A 14,565-nucleotide genomic window follows, 5' to 3' on the forward strand; every position below is an offset into this window, starting at 1 on the left:
CAGATCCTGACCGAACCGGTCAGCGTCGTCGACGTCGGCGAACGCAGGCCCCAGCGCCGCATCTCCCTGCGCGCCCGGGTCTCGCTGCTCGCCGCGGCGTGCGTCGCCGGGGTGATGGTGCTGGTGTCGCTCGGCGCGTACATCACGGTCTACAACAACCTCTACCAGCAGGTCGACGACAACCTGCAGGTCCGTGCCATCGCCGCCGCGCAGACCCCGCAGGTCCGGCAGGGCATCCAGGAGTTCCCCGGCGCGCTCCTGAGCAGCACGGACATCCAGATCTGCCTGCTGGATTCCGACGGCAGGCTCACCCTGCCGCCCGGCGGGCGCCAGCCCCCGGTCGGGCAGACCGAAATCGCCGTCGCGCAAGGCGCCGCGTCCTCCTCGATCCGCACGGACGACAAGACCGACATGCGCGTCGTCTCGCTGCACTACGGGCCGGGGCAGGCGCTCGTGCTCGCCCAGTCGCTCACACCGACCGAGCAGACGCTCAACCAGCTGGCGATCGTGCTCATCCTGATCGGTGGCGGCGGCATCATCGTCGCCGCGCTCGCCGGGACAGCCGTGGCGCGCACGGGGCTGCGGCCCGTCGAACGGCTGACGTCGGCCACCGAATACGTCGCCCGGACGGGTGACCTGCGTCCGATCCCGGTGAGCGGTGACGACGAGCTGGCCCGGCTGACCACGAGCTTCAACACGATGCTCGGCGCCGTCGCCGAGTCGCAGGAACGGCAACGCCGCCTGGTCGCCGACGCCGGGCACGAGCTGCGCACCCCGCTGACCTCCCTGCGCACCAACCTGGAGCTGCTGCTGTCGGCCAACCGGGTGGGCGCGCCGACGCTGTCCGAGCAGGTCAGGAAGGACATCGAGACCGACATCAAGGCGCAGCTGGACGAGCTGACGCAGCTCATCGGCGACCTCGTGGAGCTGGCGCGGCAGGACGAGCCGCGCACGGACTTCGAGCGCGTCGAGATGATCGAGGTCATCGAGCGGGCGCTGGACCGGGCCCGCCGCCGTGCCGGCGAGATCGAGTTCGACGTGCAGCTGCAGCCGTGGGTGCTCACCGGCGACCACAGCTCGCTGGAGCGCGCGGTGCTGAACCTGCTGGACAACGCCGTGAAGTTCTCGCCGCCGCGGTCCACCGTGCGGGTCCGGATGTACCCGCTGGGCGACGGCACCGCGGTGATCGAGGTCGCCGATTCCGGCCCCGGTATCGCCGAGGCCGACCTGCCCAAGGTGTTCGACCGCTTCTACCGCTCCTCCGAGGCGCGCACCCTGCCCGGTTCCGGCCTGGGCCTGTCCATCGTCAAGCAGGCCGCGGAACGGCACGGCGGCACGGTCTACGCCGGCCGCGCCCCCGAGGGCGGCGCACTGCTGACCATCCGGCTGCCGGGAGCACCCGCCTGAGCGAGATCCCCGCGATGTTTATTCGTGTAGGATTTTGTGTAGTTGGCGAGCGAGGGAGCGAAGGTGCTGGCGCGGCAGCGGCAAGCGGTGATCCTGGAGGAGGCCCGGCGCACGGGCGCGGTCCGGGTCAGCGAGCTGGTCGCGCGGCTCGGCGTCTCCGACATGACGATCCGCCGTGACCTCGACGTGCTGGCGAGCCGGGGACTGGTCGAGAAGGTCTACGGCGGCGCGACGGCGAACCTCGGCAAGAGCACCGACGAGCCGGGCTTCGAGGCGAAGTCCGAGCAGCAGCAGGCCCAGAAGGAGGCGATCGCCGCGCTCGCGGCCGGGCTGGTCCGGCCGGGCACCGCGATCGGGATCTCCGCGGGCACCACGACGTGGACGTTCGCCCGCGCGCTGGACTCCGTGCCGGGGCTGACGATCGTCACGAACTCCATCCGGGTGGCCGACGTCCTGCGTGAGTCCGGGCAGCCGGAGCGGACGGTCGTGCTCACCGGGGGCGTGCGCACGCCGTCGGACGCGCTGGTCGGCGGTGTCGCGGTGGCGAGCCTGCGGCGGCTGCACCTGGACCAGGTGTTCCTCGGGGTGCACGGCATGGCCGAGGGGCCGGGGTTCACCACGCCGAACCTCGACGAGAGCGAGACCAACCGCGCGCTGGTCGAGGCGGGCCGCAAGCTCGTCGTGCTCGCCGATCACACCAAATGGGGCATCGTCGGCATCTCCACGATGGCCGATCTCGAGGAAGCGGACGTCGTGGTGAGCGATGACGGGCTCCCGGCCGCCGCCCGCGAGACACTGGCCGAGCACGTGGGCGAGCTGGTGGTCGCCGACGTGAACGAGGCGGAGGAAAGTTGATACGCACGGTCCGGCACCTCGCCGACGGCAGGGAGATCATCTACTACGACGAAGCGCCGCACGCGCGCGACGCCGTGGACACGCGCGACCTGCCGCCGGTCGCGGCGAGCTCGGAGATCCGCCGTGACCCGTTGTCCGGCGAGTGGGTCGCGATGGCCGCGCACCGGCAGACCCGCACGTACAAGCCGCCTGCCGACCTGTGCCCGCTGTGCCCGAGCAAGCCGGGCAAGCCCAGCGAGATCCCCGAGTCCGATTATGACGTCGTGGTGTTCGAGAACCGGTTCCCCTCGTTCTCCCAGCACGTCAGCGGCGAAGCGTCCAGTGTGGACGGCGCTGGCCTCGTGCCCACGGCGCCGGGTCGCGGCCGCTGTGACGTCGTGTGCTTCACCAGTGACCACAACGGCTCCTTCGCGACGCTGAGCCCGCGGCGGGTGCGCACGGTCGTGGACGCGTGGGCCGACCGCACCGCATCCATGTCCACTCTGGACGGTGTGGAGCAGGTCTTCCCGTTCGAGAACCGGGGTGAGGAGATCGGCGTGACGCTGTCCCACCCGCACGGGCAGATCTACGCGTACCCGTTCGTCACGCCCAAGACCCGCCGCGCGCTCGACACGGCCCGCGCCTACCAGGCCGAACACGGGCGTCCGGTGCTCGGCGACGTGCTCGCCGCCGAGCGCGAGGCCGGGACGCGGGTCGTCGCGGAGGGGGAGCACTGGACGGCGTTCGTGCCGCCCGCCGCGCGCTGGCCGGTGCACGTGCTGCTGGTGCCGCACCGCCAGGTCCCCGACATCCCCGCGTTGTCCGACGCCGAGCGCGACGACTTCGCCGAGGTCTACCTGCAGGTCCTGCGCCGCTGCGACGCGCTGTACGACCGGCCGCTGCCCTACATCGCGGCGTGGAACCAGGCGCCGGTGCGTGTCGACCGCGAGCTGGGCTGGCTGCACCTGGAGCTGTTCTCGATCCTGCGGACGAAGGACAAGCTGAAGTACCTGGCAGGCTCGGAGTCGGGCATGGGCGTGTGGATCAACGACGCCACCCCGGAGCAGATCGCGGAGCGGCTGCGGGCGGCGCACCCCTGATCTTCCCGGCATACTCATGTCGGACCCTCAGCTTGGGCTCAGCCAGCTCTCAGGACCGACCGACATGGTGAGGACATGACCGAGAACGACCCCAGCGCACCGCACGGCGGCGGTGCCCCCCGGGACCCGCAACCGGAGCAGCGTCCGGCGCAGGAGGACGCGAGCACGCCCCCGCGGGGTACGTCTTTCGGTGGGGAGCAGCCGAGCCCCTGGTCGGCACAGGGCCAGCAGCAGGCGTACCCCTGGACGTCGCCGTCGCAGACCGCACAGCACCCGTACCAGACCGCCGCGTACCCGACGACGCAGCAGCAGGCCGCGATTCCGCAGCAGCGCAAGGGATCCGGCCGCCTCGTCGCCGGTGTGGCGGTGCTCGCGCTCGTCGTGGGCGGCGCGGCCGGTGGCGCGGGCGGCTACTTCGCCTCGCAGAACTCCGGGGGTGGCGTCGCCTACAACGCGCTGAACCAGCCGGTGCCGAACCAGCAGACCAGCGCGGCGCCGTCCGGCAGCGTGGAGGCGGTGGCGCAGAAGGTTTCGCCGAGCGTCGTCGAACTCGTCGTGTCCGGCAGCCAGGAGCAGGGCGAGGGCTCGGGCTTCGTGTTGTCGACCGACGGCTACGTCCTGACGAACAACCACGTCGTGGAGGTCGCCGCGAACGGCGGCAGCATCCAGGCGGTGTTCCAGGACGGTACGAAGGCGACGGCGACGATCGTGGGCCGCGACCCGACGACGGACGTCGCCGTGGTCAAGGTGCAGGGCGCGAAGAACCTGACCCCGGTGTCGCTCGGCAACTCCGACGACCTGCAGGTCGGGCAGTCCGTCGTCGCGTTCGGCTCGCCGTTCGAGCTGGCGGGCACCGTGACGTCGGGCATCGTGAGCGCGCTGCACCGGCCGGTGCGCGCCGGCGGCAGCAGCGGTGACCAGACGACGGTGATGAGCGCGATCCAGACGGACGCCGCGATCAACCCGGGCAACTCCGGCGGTCCGCTGGTCAACCTGTCCGGGCAGGTCATCGGCATCAACTCGGCGATCTACAGCCCGCAGTCCTCCGGCGGTTTCGGTCAGCAGACCGAGGCGACCAACGCGGGGATCGGGTTCGCCATCCCGATCAACCAGGCGCGGCGGACGGCGCAGGAGATCATCGACTCCGGCAAGGCGACCCAGACCTACATCGGTGCCGGCGTGAGCGACGCCCAGTCCGGTGGTGCGCTGATCCAGTCGGTGCAGGCCGGCAGCCCCGCCGAGCAGGCCGGGCTCAAGGCGGGCGACGTGGTGACGAAGGTCGACACCCAGGTGATCAACGACGCGGACGGCCTGATCGCCGCGGTGCGCACCAGGGCGCCGAACGACAAGGTGACTTTCACGCTCAGCGACGGCCGCACCGTGCAGGTGACGCTCGGCGGCCAGCCGGTCGAGGTGAAGTAGACGCTCGGCCGCGCAGGCGGCCGAGACCAACTCCGGGCTCCCGGCGGGTTTTCCGCCGGGAGCCCGTTTTTTCACCGCACCAGTTCCGTGAAGTGCCGTGAGCCGTGGGCGGCCGTCCACCCGATCCGCAGCGCGGCCGCGTCCGCGATGCCGCCGAGCGCGCCGACACCCAAGCGCGCCCAGGGAAACCAGGGCCCGTCGCCGATGCGCACCCGGTCACGGCTGGCGACCCGGCCGGGTTCGAGCTCGACCAGCACCCGCCCGCCCGGGGCGAGGAGATCCCTGACCCGCCGCAGCAACGCGACGGGATCACCGCCGATGCCGATGTTGCCGTCGGCGAGCAGGGCGTGCCGCCAGCGCCCTTCGCCCGGCAGCCGCCGGAAGACGTCCCGGCGCAACGCGGTGCCGCCACGCTCGCGGGTGAGCCGGACGGCGGTGGGGGACACGTCGATCCCGAGTGCCGGGACGCCCCGGGCGGTCAGCTCGGCGGTGAGCCTGCCGGGGCCGCAGCCGATGTCGAGCGTCGGGCCCGCGCACCGGGTGAGCATCAGCTCGTCGCCCTCGCCCGGTTCGGCACGCCAGCGTGCGGTGGGCAGCTCGATCCGCTCACCCGTGGCGAGTTCCAACACACAGGTGCTGCTCAGCAGCGCGGCGTCGAAGGGGGTCACGGTGCCACCGCCACGACCGCTTCGGCGAACCGCCCGCCTGTCAGGCGCGCGACGCGGCGGGCGTCCGTCATCGTGTCCACATCGGACAGACTGCGTAGGTCGGTCGGAGCGAGACCGGCTTCGCTGAGGGCGATGCGGGTGCGTTGTCCGGTGTCGGGGCGGGACATCGGCACCCCGGTGAGCACCTTCGCGTCGGCGGCGTCGGTCAGGCCGAGCGCCCACCACCCGCCGTCCTCGGCGGGGCCGAGCACGGTGCCGTGTTCGCCGAGCGCCGCGGCGGCCTCGGCGAGGAGGTCCGGCGTGACCTGCGGGGTGTCCATGCCGATCTGCAGCACCGGGAGGCCATCCGGGCTCGCGTCCTGGTGCGCGTTGGCGAGCCGCTCGCCGAAGGTTTCGCCGCGCTGTTCGACCACGGTCAGCGGCCACAGCGCGTGCACCAGCTCGGCGCCGCGGGCGGCGCGCCGGAAGTCGCCGGTGGCCGCGACGACGGGAACGGCGCCCGGTGTCGCGGCGACGGCGTCGAGCGTGTCGAGCAGCGCGGCGGCCGCGATGTCGGCGGCCTGCGCGGGGGTGGCCGGCGGGCAAAGGCGTGTCTTCGCGAACCCGGGCACCGGTGCCTTGGCGACGACGAGCAGGCAGAAGGTCATCGGCGCAGCACCTTCGCCATGTCGCGAACGGCACGCGCGGTGCCGCGGAGCGAACCGGACACCTTCGACTTCGTGCCGGCGGCGCGCGGCCGGTACGCGACGTCGAACTCCTCGATCACCAGTCCGGCGCGCCCGGCTTTCACGAGGAGTTCCAGCGGGTAGCCGAAGGCGCGGTCGGTGACGTCGAGGTCCAGCAACGCCTGCCGTCGTGCGGCGCGGATCGGTGCGATGTCGTGCACGGGCACGCCTCGTCGGCGCAGGAGCCGCGCGAGGATGTTGTTGCCCAGCCGGGCGTGCCACGGCCACACCCCTCGCGCGACCGGCTGTCGACGGCCCACGGCCAGGTCGGCGCCGCGTGCGACGGCTCCGGCCAGGCGCGGCAGGTCGGCGGGGTCGAGGGAGCCGTCGGCGTCGAGGAAGCAGACGATGTCGGTGGTGGCGTGTTCGAGGCCGGTGTGCACGGCGGCGCCGTAGCCGCGGCGGGGTTCGTGCACCACCTTCGCGCCCAGCGCGGCGGCGATCTCCGGTGAGCCGTCGACGGAGCCGTTGTCGACCACGATCGGCCGGAACCCGGGTGGCAGCGCACGCAGCAGGCCGGGCAGGGCCGCCGCCTCGTCGAGGCACGGCAGGACGGTGTCCGCGTTCATGGGCATCGACGTTAAGTCCGGGGTGGACAGAGCGGAACCGTTGCGGCGCTTACCGAAATCTGACGTGCTCGGGTTCTTACCGCCGTCTTACGGCGGCTGTCGGTGGTGCGGGGTAGCGTGCAGGATGTGGTGGTGACCGAGTCTGGCCGCGTGCTCGTCGTGGACGACGACGAGACGGTGCGCGACGTCGTGCGGCGGTACCTGGAGGCGAGCGGCTGCACGGTCGAGGTCGCCGGGGACGGGGCGGCGGCGCTGCGTGCGTTCGCCGAGCGGCCGGCGGATCTGGTGGTGCTGGACGTGATGATGCCCGGCCTCAGCGGTCTGGAGGTGTGCCGCCGGTTGCGGCGGTCGAGCCAGGTGCCGGTGGTGCTGCTGACCGCGCTCGGTGAGGAGGAGGACCGGATCGCGGGGCTGCGGCTCGGTGCGGACGACTACGTGACGAAGCCGTTCAGCCCGCGCGAGCTGACGTTGCGGGTCGGTTCGGTGTTGCGGCGGGCGCGGATGCCGAGCGTGGAGCCGGTCGCCGCGGAGGTGTCGGACGGCGATCTGCGCCTCCAGCCAGGCGCCCGCCTGGCGACGCTCCGGGGGGTCGAGGTGCCCCTCACGTCGCGGGAGTTCGACCTGCTGGCGTTCTTCCTCGCGCACCCGGGTGTCGCGTACTCGCGGGCCGACCTGCTGGAAAAGGTGTGGGGCTGGGACTTCGGCGACCAGTCCACGGTGACGGTCCACGTCCGCCGCCTACGGGAAAAGATCGAGCGCGACCCAGCGAAGCCAACCCGCATCGCGACCGTCTGGGGCGTCGGGTATCGGTACGACCCGGTGGGGACGTGAGGGGTTCGCGGGGGTCTGGGGTGTTCGGCCGTCGTTTGCGGAGGCTGGGTGCCGGAGGTTGGCTGCCGGGTCCGGCACCCAACCTCCGGGCCCCGGTTCATCCCCGCCGCCGATCGTCCTCGGCGGCGTGCTGTCGGGGTTCATCCCTGGCGCCGACGGCGCTCGGCGGTGCGCCCCTGGTTCATCTCCGGCACCGATCGCCCTCGATGGCGTGCCCCTGGTTCATCTCCGGCACCGATCGCCCGCGGCGGTGCGCCTTGGGTTCATCTCCGGCCCGACCGCCCTCGATGGCGTGCCTTGGGTTCATCTTCGGCACCGATGGCCCTCGATGGCGTGCCCTGGATTCATCCCGGTGCCGATGGCTCTCGGCGGTGCGCCCCGGTTTACCTTCGCCGCCGACTGCCCTCGGTGGTGCGCCCCGGGTTCCTCTCCGGCACCGAAGGCCCTCGGTGGCGCACCCCTGCTCCATCCCGGTGCCGATGGCTCTCGGCGGTGCGCCCCGGTTCACCTTCGCCACCGACTGCCCTCGGCGGCGTGCTGCGGAGGGGCTGCCTGCCGCGTTTGTCGCCGGGTCGTACCCCTCGGCTTGCCCCCGTGCCGGGCCGCGGCCAAGGCTTGTTCCGCGCCAGCGAACCTCCGCCGTCCGCAGCCCGCGATGCCGGTCAGCTTCCGCGCCCGGTTCCGCGACCACGTCCCTCAACCGTCCGCCGTTCCCGGTGCCTGCCGCCAGCTGCCCGCCCCGGCAGCCCGGCCCCCGGTCCCCGATCGGCGCAAGATGAGCCTCGCGGGAGGAGAGCGCGATGATCGAATCCGGTGAGTCGTTCGGCCAGATGCTCGCGCACGTCTGGCACATCCTGCCGCTGGCCGTGGCCTTCACGCTGCCGGTCGCGCTCGTGGGGGGCCTCGTCCTCTACTGGCTCCGGCGCGGGTCCCTCACCACGACCCTCACCGTCCTTGTCCTGATCCCCGTCCTCGCCACACTCACGGGTGTACTCGCCATCAGCGGGTTCATGTTCACCCCGGCGCTGATGACCATGCTGCTCGTCTGCCTGCTCGTCGCGCTCGTCACCGTGCCCGCGGCGGTCCTGCTCGGCCGGGTCATCGCGCGGCGCAGTGTGTGGGAGCGCGAAGCTCGCGAGCGTGAACGCGCCGGAGAGGCGGCCCGGCGCGATCTGGTGGCGTGGATCAGCCACGACCTGCGCAGTCCGCTCGCCGGCATCCGCGCGATGGCCGAGGCGCTCGCGGACGGCATCGTGTCGGAGAAGGACGAGGTCGCCGACTACGCGAGCCGCATCAACGGCGAGACCGCGCGGCTGTCGGCCATGGTCAACGACCTGTTCGAACTCTCCCGCATCACGGCGGGTGCGCTGCGCCTGACGATGTCGGCGGTGCCGCTGCAGGACGTGGTGAGCGACGCGCTCGCGGCCCAGACCGTGGTGGCGAACCAGAAGAAGGTGCGGGTCCTCGCGGACGCGGACGTCTGGCCCGTCGTCACGGGCAGCGATCCCGAACTGGCGCGCATAGTCCGCAACCTGGTGTCCAACGCGATCCGGCACACCCCGCCGGACGGCACGGTGGCGATCCGCGTCGGCGTCGAGGGTGAGGAGGCACTGCTTTCCGTCGACGACGGGTGCGGCGGCATCCCCGAGGACGAGTTGGACCGCGTCTTCGACGTCGCGTTCCGGGGGACGCAGGCCCGGACCCCTGACCGCTCGGGTAACGCCGGCGGCGGGCTCGGCCTCGCGATCGCCAAGGGGCTCGTCGAGGCGCACCGCGGGCGCATCCACGTGCACAACCACGGCGACGGCTGCCGGTTCGAAGTCCGGCTGCCCCTCGCCGCTAACTGACCGGCGCGCGGAGCGGGTCGGTGGCGAAGGCCTTGATCCCCGCCTCGAACGGGACAACCGCGCGGAAGTCGAGCAGTTTCGCGGCCCGGCCCGGGTCGGCGACGATGTGCCGGACGTCGGCGGGCCGTGCGCCGCCCACGACGCGTGGTGCAGGTCCCCGGCACGCTCGGGACAGCTCGCGGGCCAGGTCACCGACGGTGTGCGGGACGCCGGAGCACACGTTGACCGGGGTGAGTTCGCCCGGTGTGCCTGGAGCTTCGAGCGCGAGAAGGTTGGCGCGGGCGACGTCGTGGACGTGCACGAAGTCACGTCGCTGGTTGCCGTCTTCGAGGACCGTGGGGGCTTCACCGCGCGCCAGCGCTGAGCGGAACAGCGACGCGACTCCGGCGTACGGGGTGTTTTGCGGCATTCGGGGGCCGTACACGTTGTGGTACCTCAATGCCCAGACGGTCGCGCCGGCCTGCCGCGCCCAGGCGGCCGCGAGGTGTTCCTGGGCGAGTTTCGTGGCCGCGTAGGTGCTCTGCGGGCGGAGTGGTGCGTCTTCGGGCACCAGGCGCGGTTGGAGGTCCCGGCCGCACTCCGGGCAGCGCGGTTCGAACCGCCCGGCGTCCACATCGGACTGACATCGGGGTGCGGGTGCGACGATGCCGTGTTCGGCGCACGCGTACCGGCCCTCGCCGTAGACGACCATCGAGGAGGCGAGCACCAGTTTCGCCACTCCGGCGGCGTGCATCTCGGCCAGGAGGACCGCGGTGGCGTAGTCGTTGTGGTAGGCGTACGCCGGCGCGTCCGAGGGGTCGAGCCCGTGCCCGACGACGGCCGCTTGATGGCAGACGGCGTCCACTTCGGACAGAAGTCCGCGCAGGAGGGCCTGGTCGGAGACACTGCCTTGCACGAACCGGTGCTGGAGGTAGTCCGGTGGGGTCGCGGTGCCGTGGGCCTGTGGGAGGAGGTCGTCGAGGACCGTCACGGTGTGGCCTTCGGCGGCCAGCAGGTCGGCGACGTGCGATCCGATGAAGCCGGCACCGCCGGTGACGAGTACGTGCACCCTCGTCACGCTATGGGGTGGTGGTGGGTACGCGCAGTAGGTCGGACGTGGCCGTCAGAGTTCGGTAACAACGGGCTAACGTGTGCCCCATGGAACGCAGTGCACAGCGGCTTGGCCGCGCCCTCGTGGTGATCGTGGACGACCGCGCGGCGCATGGCGAGCATGACGACACCTCCGGCCCACTGGTCACGGAGTTGCTGGAGGAAGCCGGGTTCATCGTGGACGGCGTGGTCGTCGTGCACGCCGACACGGTCGCGATCCGCAATGCGCTCAACACCGCGGTGATCGGCGGGGTGGACCTCGTGATCACGGTCGGTGGCACCGGCGTGTCGCCGCGGGACGTCACCCCGGACGCGACCGCGGGCGTGCTCGACCGGCCGATCCCGGGGATCGGCGAGGCACTGCGCTCGTCGGGGCTCGCCGCGGGTGCGGTGGACGCCGGTATCTCGCGTGGGCTGGTCGGCGTCTCGGGCAGCACGCTGGTGGTCAACCTCGCCGGCTCGCGCGCCGCGGTGCGCGACGGCATGGCGACGCTGTCCGCGCTGGTGCCGTACGTCATCGACGAGCTGTCCGGCCTCGACGAGTCCTGACCGTGCCCGCCGACGACCGCGACGAGGACGCCCGGCGCCGCCGGAAGCGGCGTTCCCTGGACGCCGTCTTCGGCGAGGTGCTCCCGGAAACCACCACGGACGAACGCGACCCCGACCCCCGCGGCGACGACCGCGAGACGTGGTACCGGGAGAACCGGCCACCACACCACGACCGCTAGGCAGGGGCGACGGCTGCGGCCACGTGCGCGGGTACGCGGCCAGGGTGCTGCGGGTATGGCTCGGGTGCTGCCGGGCACGCCACCGCCGTCGGCTCGGGTTGGCGGCGGCTGGCAGCGGGCCGTGGACCACGGCCGTCAGCCGGGGATGCCGATCGCGGCCGGGCTACCGATCGCGGCCGTCCGCGTGGGGCAGCGACGGCCGCCAGACCAGGGCGGCTGCTAACGGGCGATGGCTCAGGCGGGCGGCCTCGGTTGCACCCTGGGTTGGGTGGCCCAGCACGCAGGGCTTGCCGCTTGGCCCGGCCAGCCCGGGTTAGTTGGCTGGCCGGGCGGCGCCCTGGCTTGCCGTCTGCCGGACCAGTGCCCTGGGTTCGCCGCCTGGCCGGGCCAGCCGTGGGTTGACTGGCCGAGCTGGCGCCCTTGGCTTGCCGCCTGGTCGGGCCAGCGCTCCGGCTTGCCGCCCGGCTGGGGTAGCGCCGGGTGTGCACCGTGGGCTGATCGGCCGGGCCAGCGCCGTGAAGATGCGCCCTGGTTGGCCCGGCTGGCCGGGCCAGCGCTCTGGGCATCCACCCTGGTGGCTGGCCGCTGGCGCCCCGGGGTTGCACCCTTGGTTGCCTGGCCTGCGCCGATGCGCGCTGTGCCTTGAGGCTTCGGCAGCGCCCTGTGCCCCCCGGCTGTGCGCCGACGTTGGAACCGGTGGGCACCCGCGGACGGGCCGGTACTGACCGGCAGCCGGGCGAACGCGCCGGAACCAACCTTGCAGCCCGGCGAGAGCGCCGGAGTTGACCGGCAGCCCGGCGAGAGCGCGGAGCTGACCGGCAGCCGGGGCCGATGCGCCGGAGTTGACCGGCAGCCGGGGCGGACGCGCCGGGAACTGACCTTGCAGCCCGGCGAAAGCGCCGGAGCTGACCGGCAGCCGGGGCGGACGCGCCGGGAACTGACCGGCAGCCCGGCGAAAGCACCGGAGTTGACCGGCAGCCCGGCAGCCGCGCCGGAACTGACCGGCAGCAGCCTGCCAACCCGCCCTGCTGACCGACCATGACCACGCCGTACCGCCGCCCTGGCGGCAGCCGTTCCTGTGCGGGCACTGCCCGCGCTGATCAGGCCTTCGTCGTCTCCTTGTCGTTCTCGTTCTGGGGGCCGCGCTGCTCGCGCAGCAGGTCGCGGATCTCGATGAGCAGTTCGACGTCCGTGGGCTCCGCCGGGCCGGGTTCCTGGCCCCGCTTGCGGCGCTCCTGGATCTTCTTCACCGGCAGCACGATCACGAAGTACACGACCGCGGCGATCAGCGCGAAGTTGATCACGGCGTTGATGACGCCGCCGAAGTCGAGGAACGTGGAGTCGTTGTCGCCCAGGATGTTGAAGCCGAGGCCCTTCGCCGCGTCCGTGCCGCCGATCGTGTTGATCAGCGGCTTGATCAGGCCGTTCGTGAACGCCGTGACGATCGCGGTGAACGCGGTGCCCATCACCACCGCCACCGCGAGGTCGACGACGTTCCCCCGCATCAGGAAATCCTTGAAGCCCTTGAACATGTGCACTCCTCCCTCGACGGACGCTGTTAGCGGAGGGTAACGGCAACCGGATTCCGAAGTGACGAAGCCGCCACTTGTGTCGCTGTGTCGGGCGGAACGGCGATCAGGACGAGCGGGCCCTTGTCCTCACCCGCTAGGAACCGGCTCGACCCGGCGGGCGGTGAGCGGACGTCGACCACCGTCGCCAGTGGCGCGAGCACCCGGCTCACACCCTCGTCAGCCGTCACGACGTCCACCCGGGTGCCAGGCGAGAGCAAACCGGCCACAGCGGCGTCGGCCAGGCGGACGGGAACTGTGGACAACCCGGGGACAAGATTGGGGACAGCGCCGGGACTCGCGCGGGCTGATGCGGCTTCGGGTGAGGGCGGCGAGGCGCCGGGGGAACGCACCGCGAACACCGCGGCGAGCACGAGGAGACCGACCGCGACCAGGCGGCGCAATCGCGAAAAACGCCTGCTGCGCAAGGAAGAACGCAGCCTGATCCAGATCTCCCACAGGCGGATACGCATCGCGGGCACACTCCCTTTCGCCAGTGCGACGGCGGTGGTTCCGCTGTCGTCACTTCGACGTTAGGGGTGTGCCCGCGCGAGGGAAAGGAGCTGATCAAGCACCTGTGGATAACCGGGTGCCTGTGGACAACTCGGCCGTCAGGAAGCGGCGGCGGCTGCCGTGGAGGAGCTGCTCGACGAGGACGACGAGGACGCCGACGACGAAGACGACGAGTCCGACTTGCTGCTCGACCCGTTGGACGACGAACCGTTGCTCGACGCCGAGGACGAGGACTTGCTCGAACCCGACGACGACTTGGAGTCGGAACGCGAGTCGGTGCGGTAGAACCCGCTGCCCTTGAAGATCACGCCGACGGCGCCGTAGAGCTTGCGCAGCGGGCCGGTGCACTTCGGGCACTCGGTCAGGCTGGCGTCGGAGAACGACTGCACGGCCTCGAACTGGTGGCCGCACTCCTTGCAGGCGTACTGGTAGGTGGGCACTGGTGCTCCTTCGCGCATTGGCACTCGATCCGCGAGAGTGCTAACGCTAGACGATACTGGGCCATTCCCCCGCAGGTCAAACGGGGTTTCCGGGGTCACGCCCAGGCCGCGTCCCGATCCTCGCGGTGATCGAACCCGCCGGTAGCCGTGGCCTGCTCGTTCGTCCCACTCTGGAGCAACGACCGGGCGGAGCTCCAGAATGTCGGCCCCCGGTGAGACCTTGGTCACCGGCCGGTCAGTGGAACGAACCCCCGCCCAGGGGTGAGCACCGCGGTCATCCGCACGTCGTGGGGTTCGGCGGGCAGCCGCTCGACGAACTCGTCGTCCCGCACGACGGCGACCAGCGTCGCGTCGGCGGCCGCGTGGCCCAGCGAGCGGTCGTAGTACCCCGCGCCGCGGCCGAGGCGCACGCCCGCCCGGTCGACGGCCAGTGCGGGGATCAACACGAGCCCCGCTTCCCGGACCGCGCCCGGCCCGAGGCAGGGGCCCGCCGGCTCGAGCACGCCCCGCAAGCGGCCAGGTGAAAGCGTTTGCGGCCCGGTGTACTCCGCCCAGTCCAGCGCGCCAGGCGCCGGCGGGATCACCGGGAGCAGCACCCGGGCGCCGGCTTGCCGCGCGACGTCGAGCCATGCGATCGAACCGGGTTCGGTGCCGAACGGCACGTAACAGCACACGGTCGGGGGCAGGTCCAGCGCGCCGACCGCTTCAGCCAGTGCCCTGGCCTCGGCGACCCGCGCGGCGACGGGGAGGGCTGTCCGTGCCGCGGTCAACCGGGCCCGCCAGCCGCCCTTGTCCAGCTCGTCGTGCCGCCCGTCTCGCATAGT

16 protein-coding genes are annotated in these 14,565 nt (G+C 72.1%); 8 read left to right on the forward strand and 8 right to left on the reverse strand.

The window, feature by feature from the left end; all coding sequences use genetic code 11:
• The first annotated feature begins 6 nt into the window (after window positions 1-6).
• From BMZ92_RS22380 to BMZ92_RS22395, 4 genes are all read left to right on the forward strand, one after another.
• Complete coding sequence (locus BMZ92_RS22380) at window positions 7-1,407, forward strand: HAMP domain-containing sensor histidine kinase (protein WP_091511185.1); 1,401 nt, start codon at window positions 7-9, stop codon at window positions 1,405-1,407.
• A gap of 63 nt (window positions 1,408-1,470) precedes the next feature.
• On the forward strand, window positions 1,471-2,262 hold the full coding sequence (locus BMZ92_RS22385; RefSeq protein WP_091511187.1) for a DeoR/GlpR family DNA-binding transcription regulator: 792 nt from the start codon (window positions 1,471-1,473) through the stop codon (window positions 2,260-2,262).
• Entirely contained in the window at window positions 2,259-3,341 is a 1,083-nt protein-coding gene (gene galT / locus BMZ92_RS22390; protein WP_091510938.1) for a galactose-1-phosphate uridylyltransferase, read from the forward strand. The genes BMZ92_RS22385 and galT overlap by 4 nt, the downstream gene beginning before the upstream one ends.
• A gap of 75 nt (window positions 3,342-3,416) precedes the next feature.
• Window positions 3,417-4,763, forward strand: coding sequence for a S1C family serine protease (locus BMZ92_RS22395; protein WP_091510940.1), 1,347 nt, complete (start codon window positions 3,417-3,419; stop codon window positions 4,761-4,763).
• A gap of 71 nt (window positions 4,764-4,834) precedes the next feature.
• On the opposite strand, the gene BMZ92_RS22400 is transcribed toward BMZ92_RS22395, so the two are convergent.
• From BMZ92_RS22400 to BMZ92_RS22410, 3 genes are read right to left on the reverse strand one after another with little or no spacing between them, the layout of a single operon-like run.
• The gene (locus BMZ92_RS22400) at window positions 4,835-5,431 is read right to left on the reverse strand and encodes a class I SAM-dependent methyltransferase (protein WP_091510942.1); all 597 of its coding nucleotides are present in this window, start codon (window positions 5,429-5,431) and stop codon (window positions 4,835-4,837) included.
• Window positions 5,428-6,078 carry a TIGR04282 family arsenosugar biosynthesis glycosyltransferase gene (locus BMZ92_RS22405; protein WP_091510944.1) on the reverse strand — a complete coding sequence of 217 codons (651 nt, stop codon included), beginning with the start codon at window positions 6,076-6,078 and terminating at the stop codon, window positions 5,428-5,430. The genes BMZ92_RS22400 and BMZ92_RS22405 overlap by 4 nt, the downstream gene beginning before the upstream one ends.
• Entirely contained in the window at window positions 6,075-6,725 is a 651-nt protein-coding gene (locus BMZ92_RS22410; protein WP_091510947.1) for a glycosyltransferase family 2 protein, read from the reverse strand. The genes BMZ92_RS22405 and BMZ92_RS22410 overlap by 4 nt, the downstream gene beginning before the upstream one ends.
• A 132-nt stretch (window positions 6,726-6,857) precedes the next feature.
• On the opposite strand from BMZ92_RS22410, the gene BMZ92_RS22415 reads away from it, so the two are divergent.
• On the forward strand, window positions 6,858-7,556 hold the full coding sequence (locus tag BMZ92_RS22415) for a response regulator transcription factor (RefSeq protein WP_425425845.1): 699 nt from the start codon (window positions 6,858-6,860) through the stop codon (window positions 7,554-7,556).
• An 800-nt stretch (window positions 7,557-8,356) separates the two neighbouring features.
• Entirely contained in the window at window positions 8,357-9,403 is a 1,047-nt protein-coding gene (locus BMZ92_RS22420; RefSeq protein ID WP_091510952.1) for a sensor histidine kinase, read from the forward strand.
• Here BMZ92_RS22420 and BMZ92_RS22425 read toward each other — a convergent pair.
• A complete protein-coding gene (locus BMZ92_RS22425) occupies window positions 9,396-10,451 on the reverse strand; it encodes an NAD-dependent epimerase/dehydratase family protein (RefSeq protein WP_177228823.1) in 1,056 nt (351 codons plus the stop codon). The two genes, BMZ92_RS22420 and BMZ92_RS22425, sit on opposite strands and share 8 nt — an antisense overlap.
• An 89-nt stretch (window positions 10,452-10,540) precedes the next feature.
• Here BMZ92_RS22425 and BMZ92_RS22430 point away from each other — a divergent pair, with 89 nt between their 5' ends.
• Both BMZ92_RS22430 and BMZ92_RS37500 read left to right on the forward strand, forming a co-directional pair.
• Entirely contained in the window at window positions 10,541-11,041 is a 501-nt protein-coding gene (locus BMZ92_RS22430) for a MogA/MoaB family molybdenum cofactor biosynthesis protein (RefSeq protein WP_091510955.1), read from the forward strand.
• 2 nt (window positions 11,042-11,043) lie between these two features.
• Window positions 11,044-11,220 carry a hypothetical protein gene (locus BMZ92_RS37500; protein ID WP_091510958.1) on the forward strand — a complete coding sequence of 59 codons (177 nt, stop codon included), beginning with the start codon at window positions 11,044-11,046 and terminating at the stop codon, window positions 11,218-11,220.
• Window positions 11,221-12,320: 1,100 nt separating this feature from the next.
• On the opposite strand, the gene mscL is transcribed toward BMZ92_RS37500, so the two are convergent.
• The 4 genes from mscL to BMZ92_RS22455 form a co-directional block, all read right to left on the reverse strand.
• Entirely contained in the window at window positions 12,321-12,752 is a 432-nt protein-coding gene (mscL, locus tag BMZ92_RS22440) for a large-conductance mechanosensitive channel protein MscL (protein WP_091510960.1), read from the reverse strand.
• A 26-nt stretch (window positions 12,753-12,778) separates the two neighbouring features.
• Window positions 12,779-13,261, reverse strand: a complete 483-nt coding sequence (locus BMZ92_RS22445; RefSeq protein ID WP_091511188.1) for a hypothetical protein — start codon at window positions 13,259-13,261, stop codon at window positions 12,779-12,781.
• A gap of 138 nt (window positions 13,262-13,399) precedes the next feature.
• Window positions 13,400-13,741: an FmdB family zinc ribbon protein gene (locus BMZ92_RS22450; RefSeq protein WP_091510963.1), complete on the reverse strand. Its 342-nt coding sequence runs from the start codon at window positions 13,739-13,741 to the stop codon at window positions 13,400-13,402.
• Window positions 13,742-13,965: 224 nt separating this feature from the next.
• A complete protein-coding gene (locus BMZ92_RS22455; protein ID WP_091510966.1) occupies window positions 13,966-14,562 on the reverse strand; it encodes a 5-formyltetrahydrofolate cyclo-ligase in 597 nt (198 codons plus the stop codon).
• Window positions 14,563-14,565: the final 3 nt, after the last annotated feature.

Origin of the sequence: Amycolatopsis sacchari (assembly GCF_900114035.1) — a bacterium.
In the GTDB taxonomy this organism is placed as follows: domain Bacteria; phylum Actinomycetota; class Actinomycetes; order Mycobacteriales; family Pseudonocardiaceae; genus Amycolatopsis_E; species Amycolatopsis_E sacchari.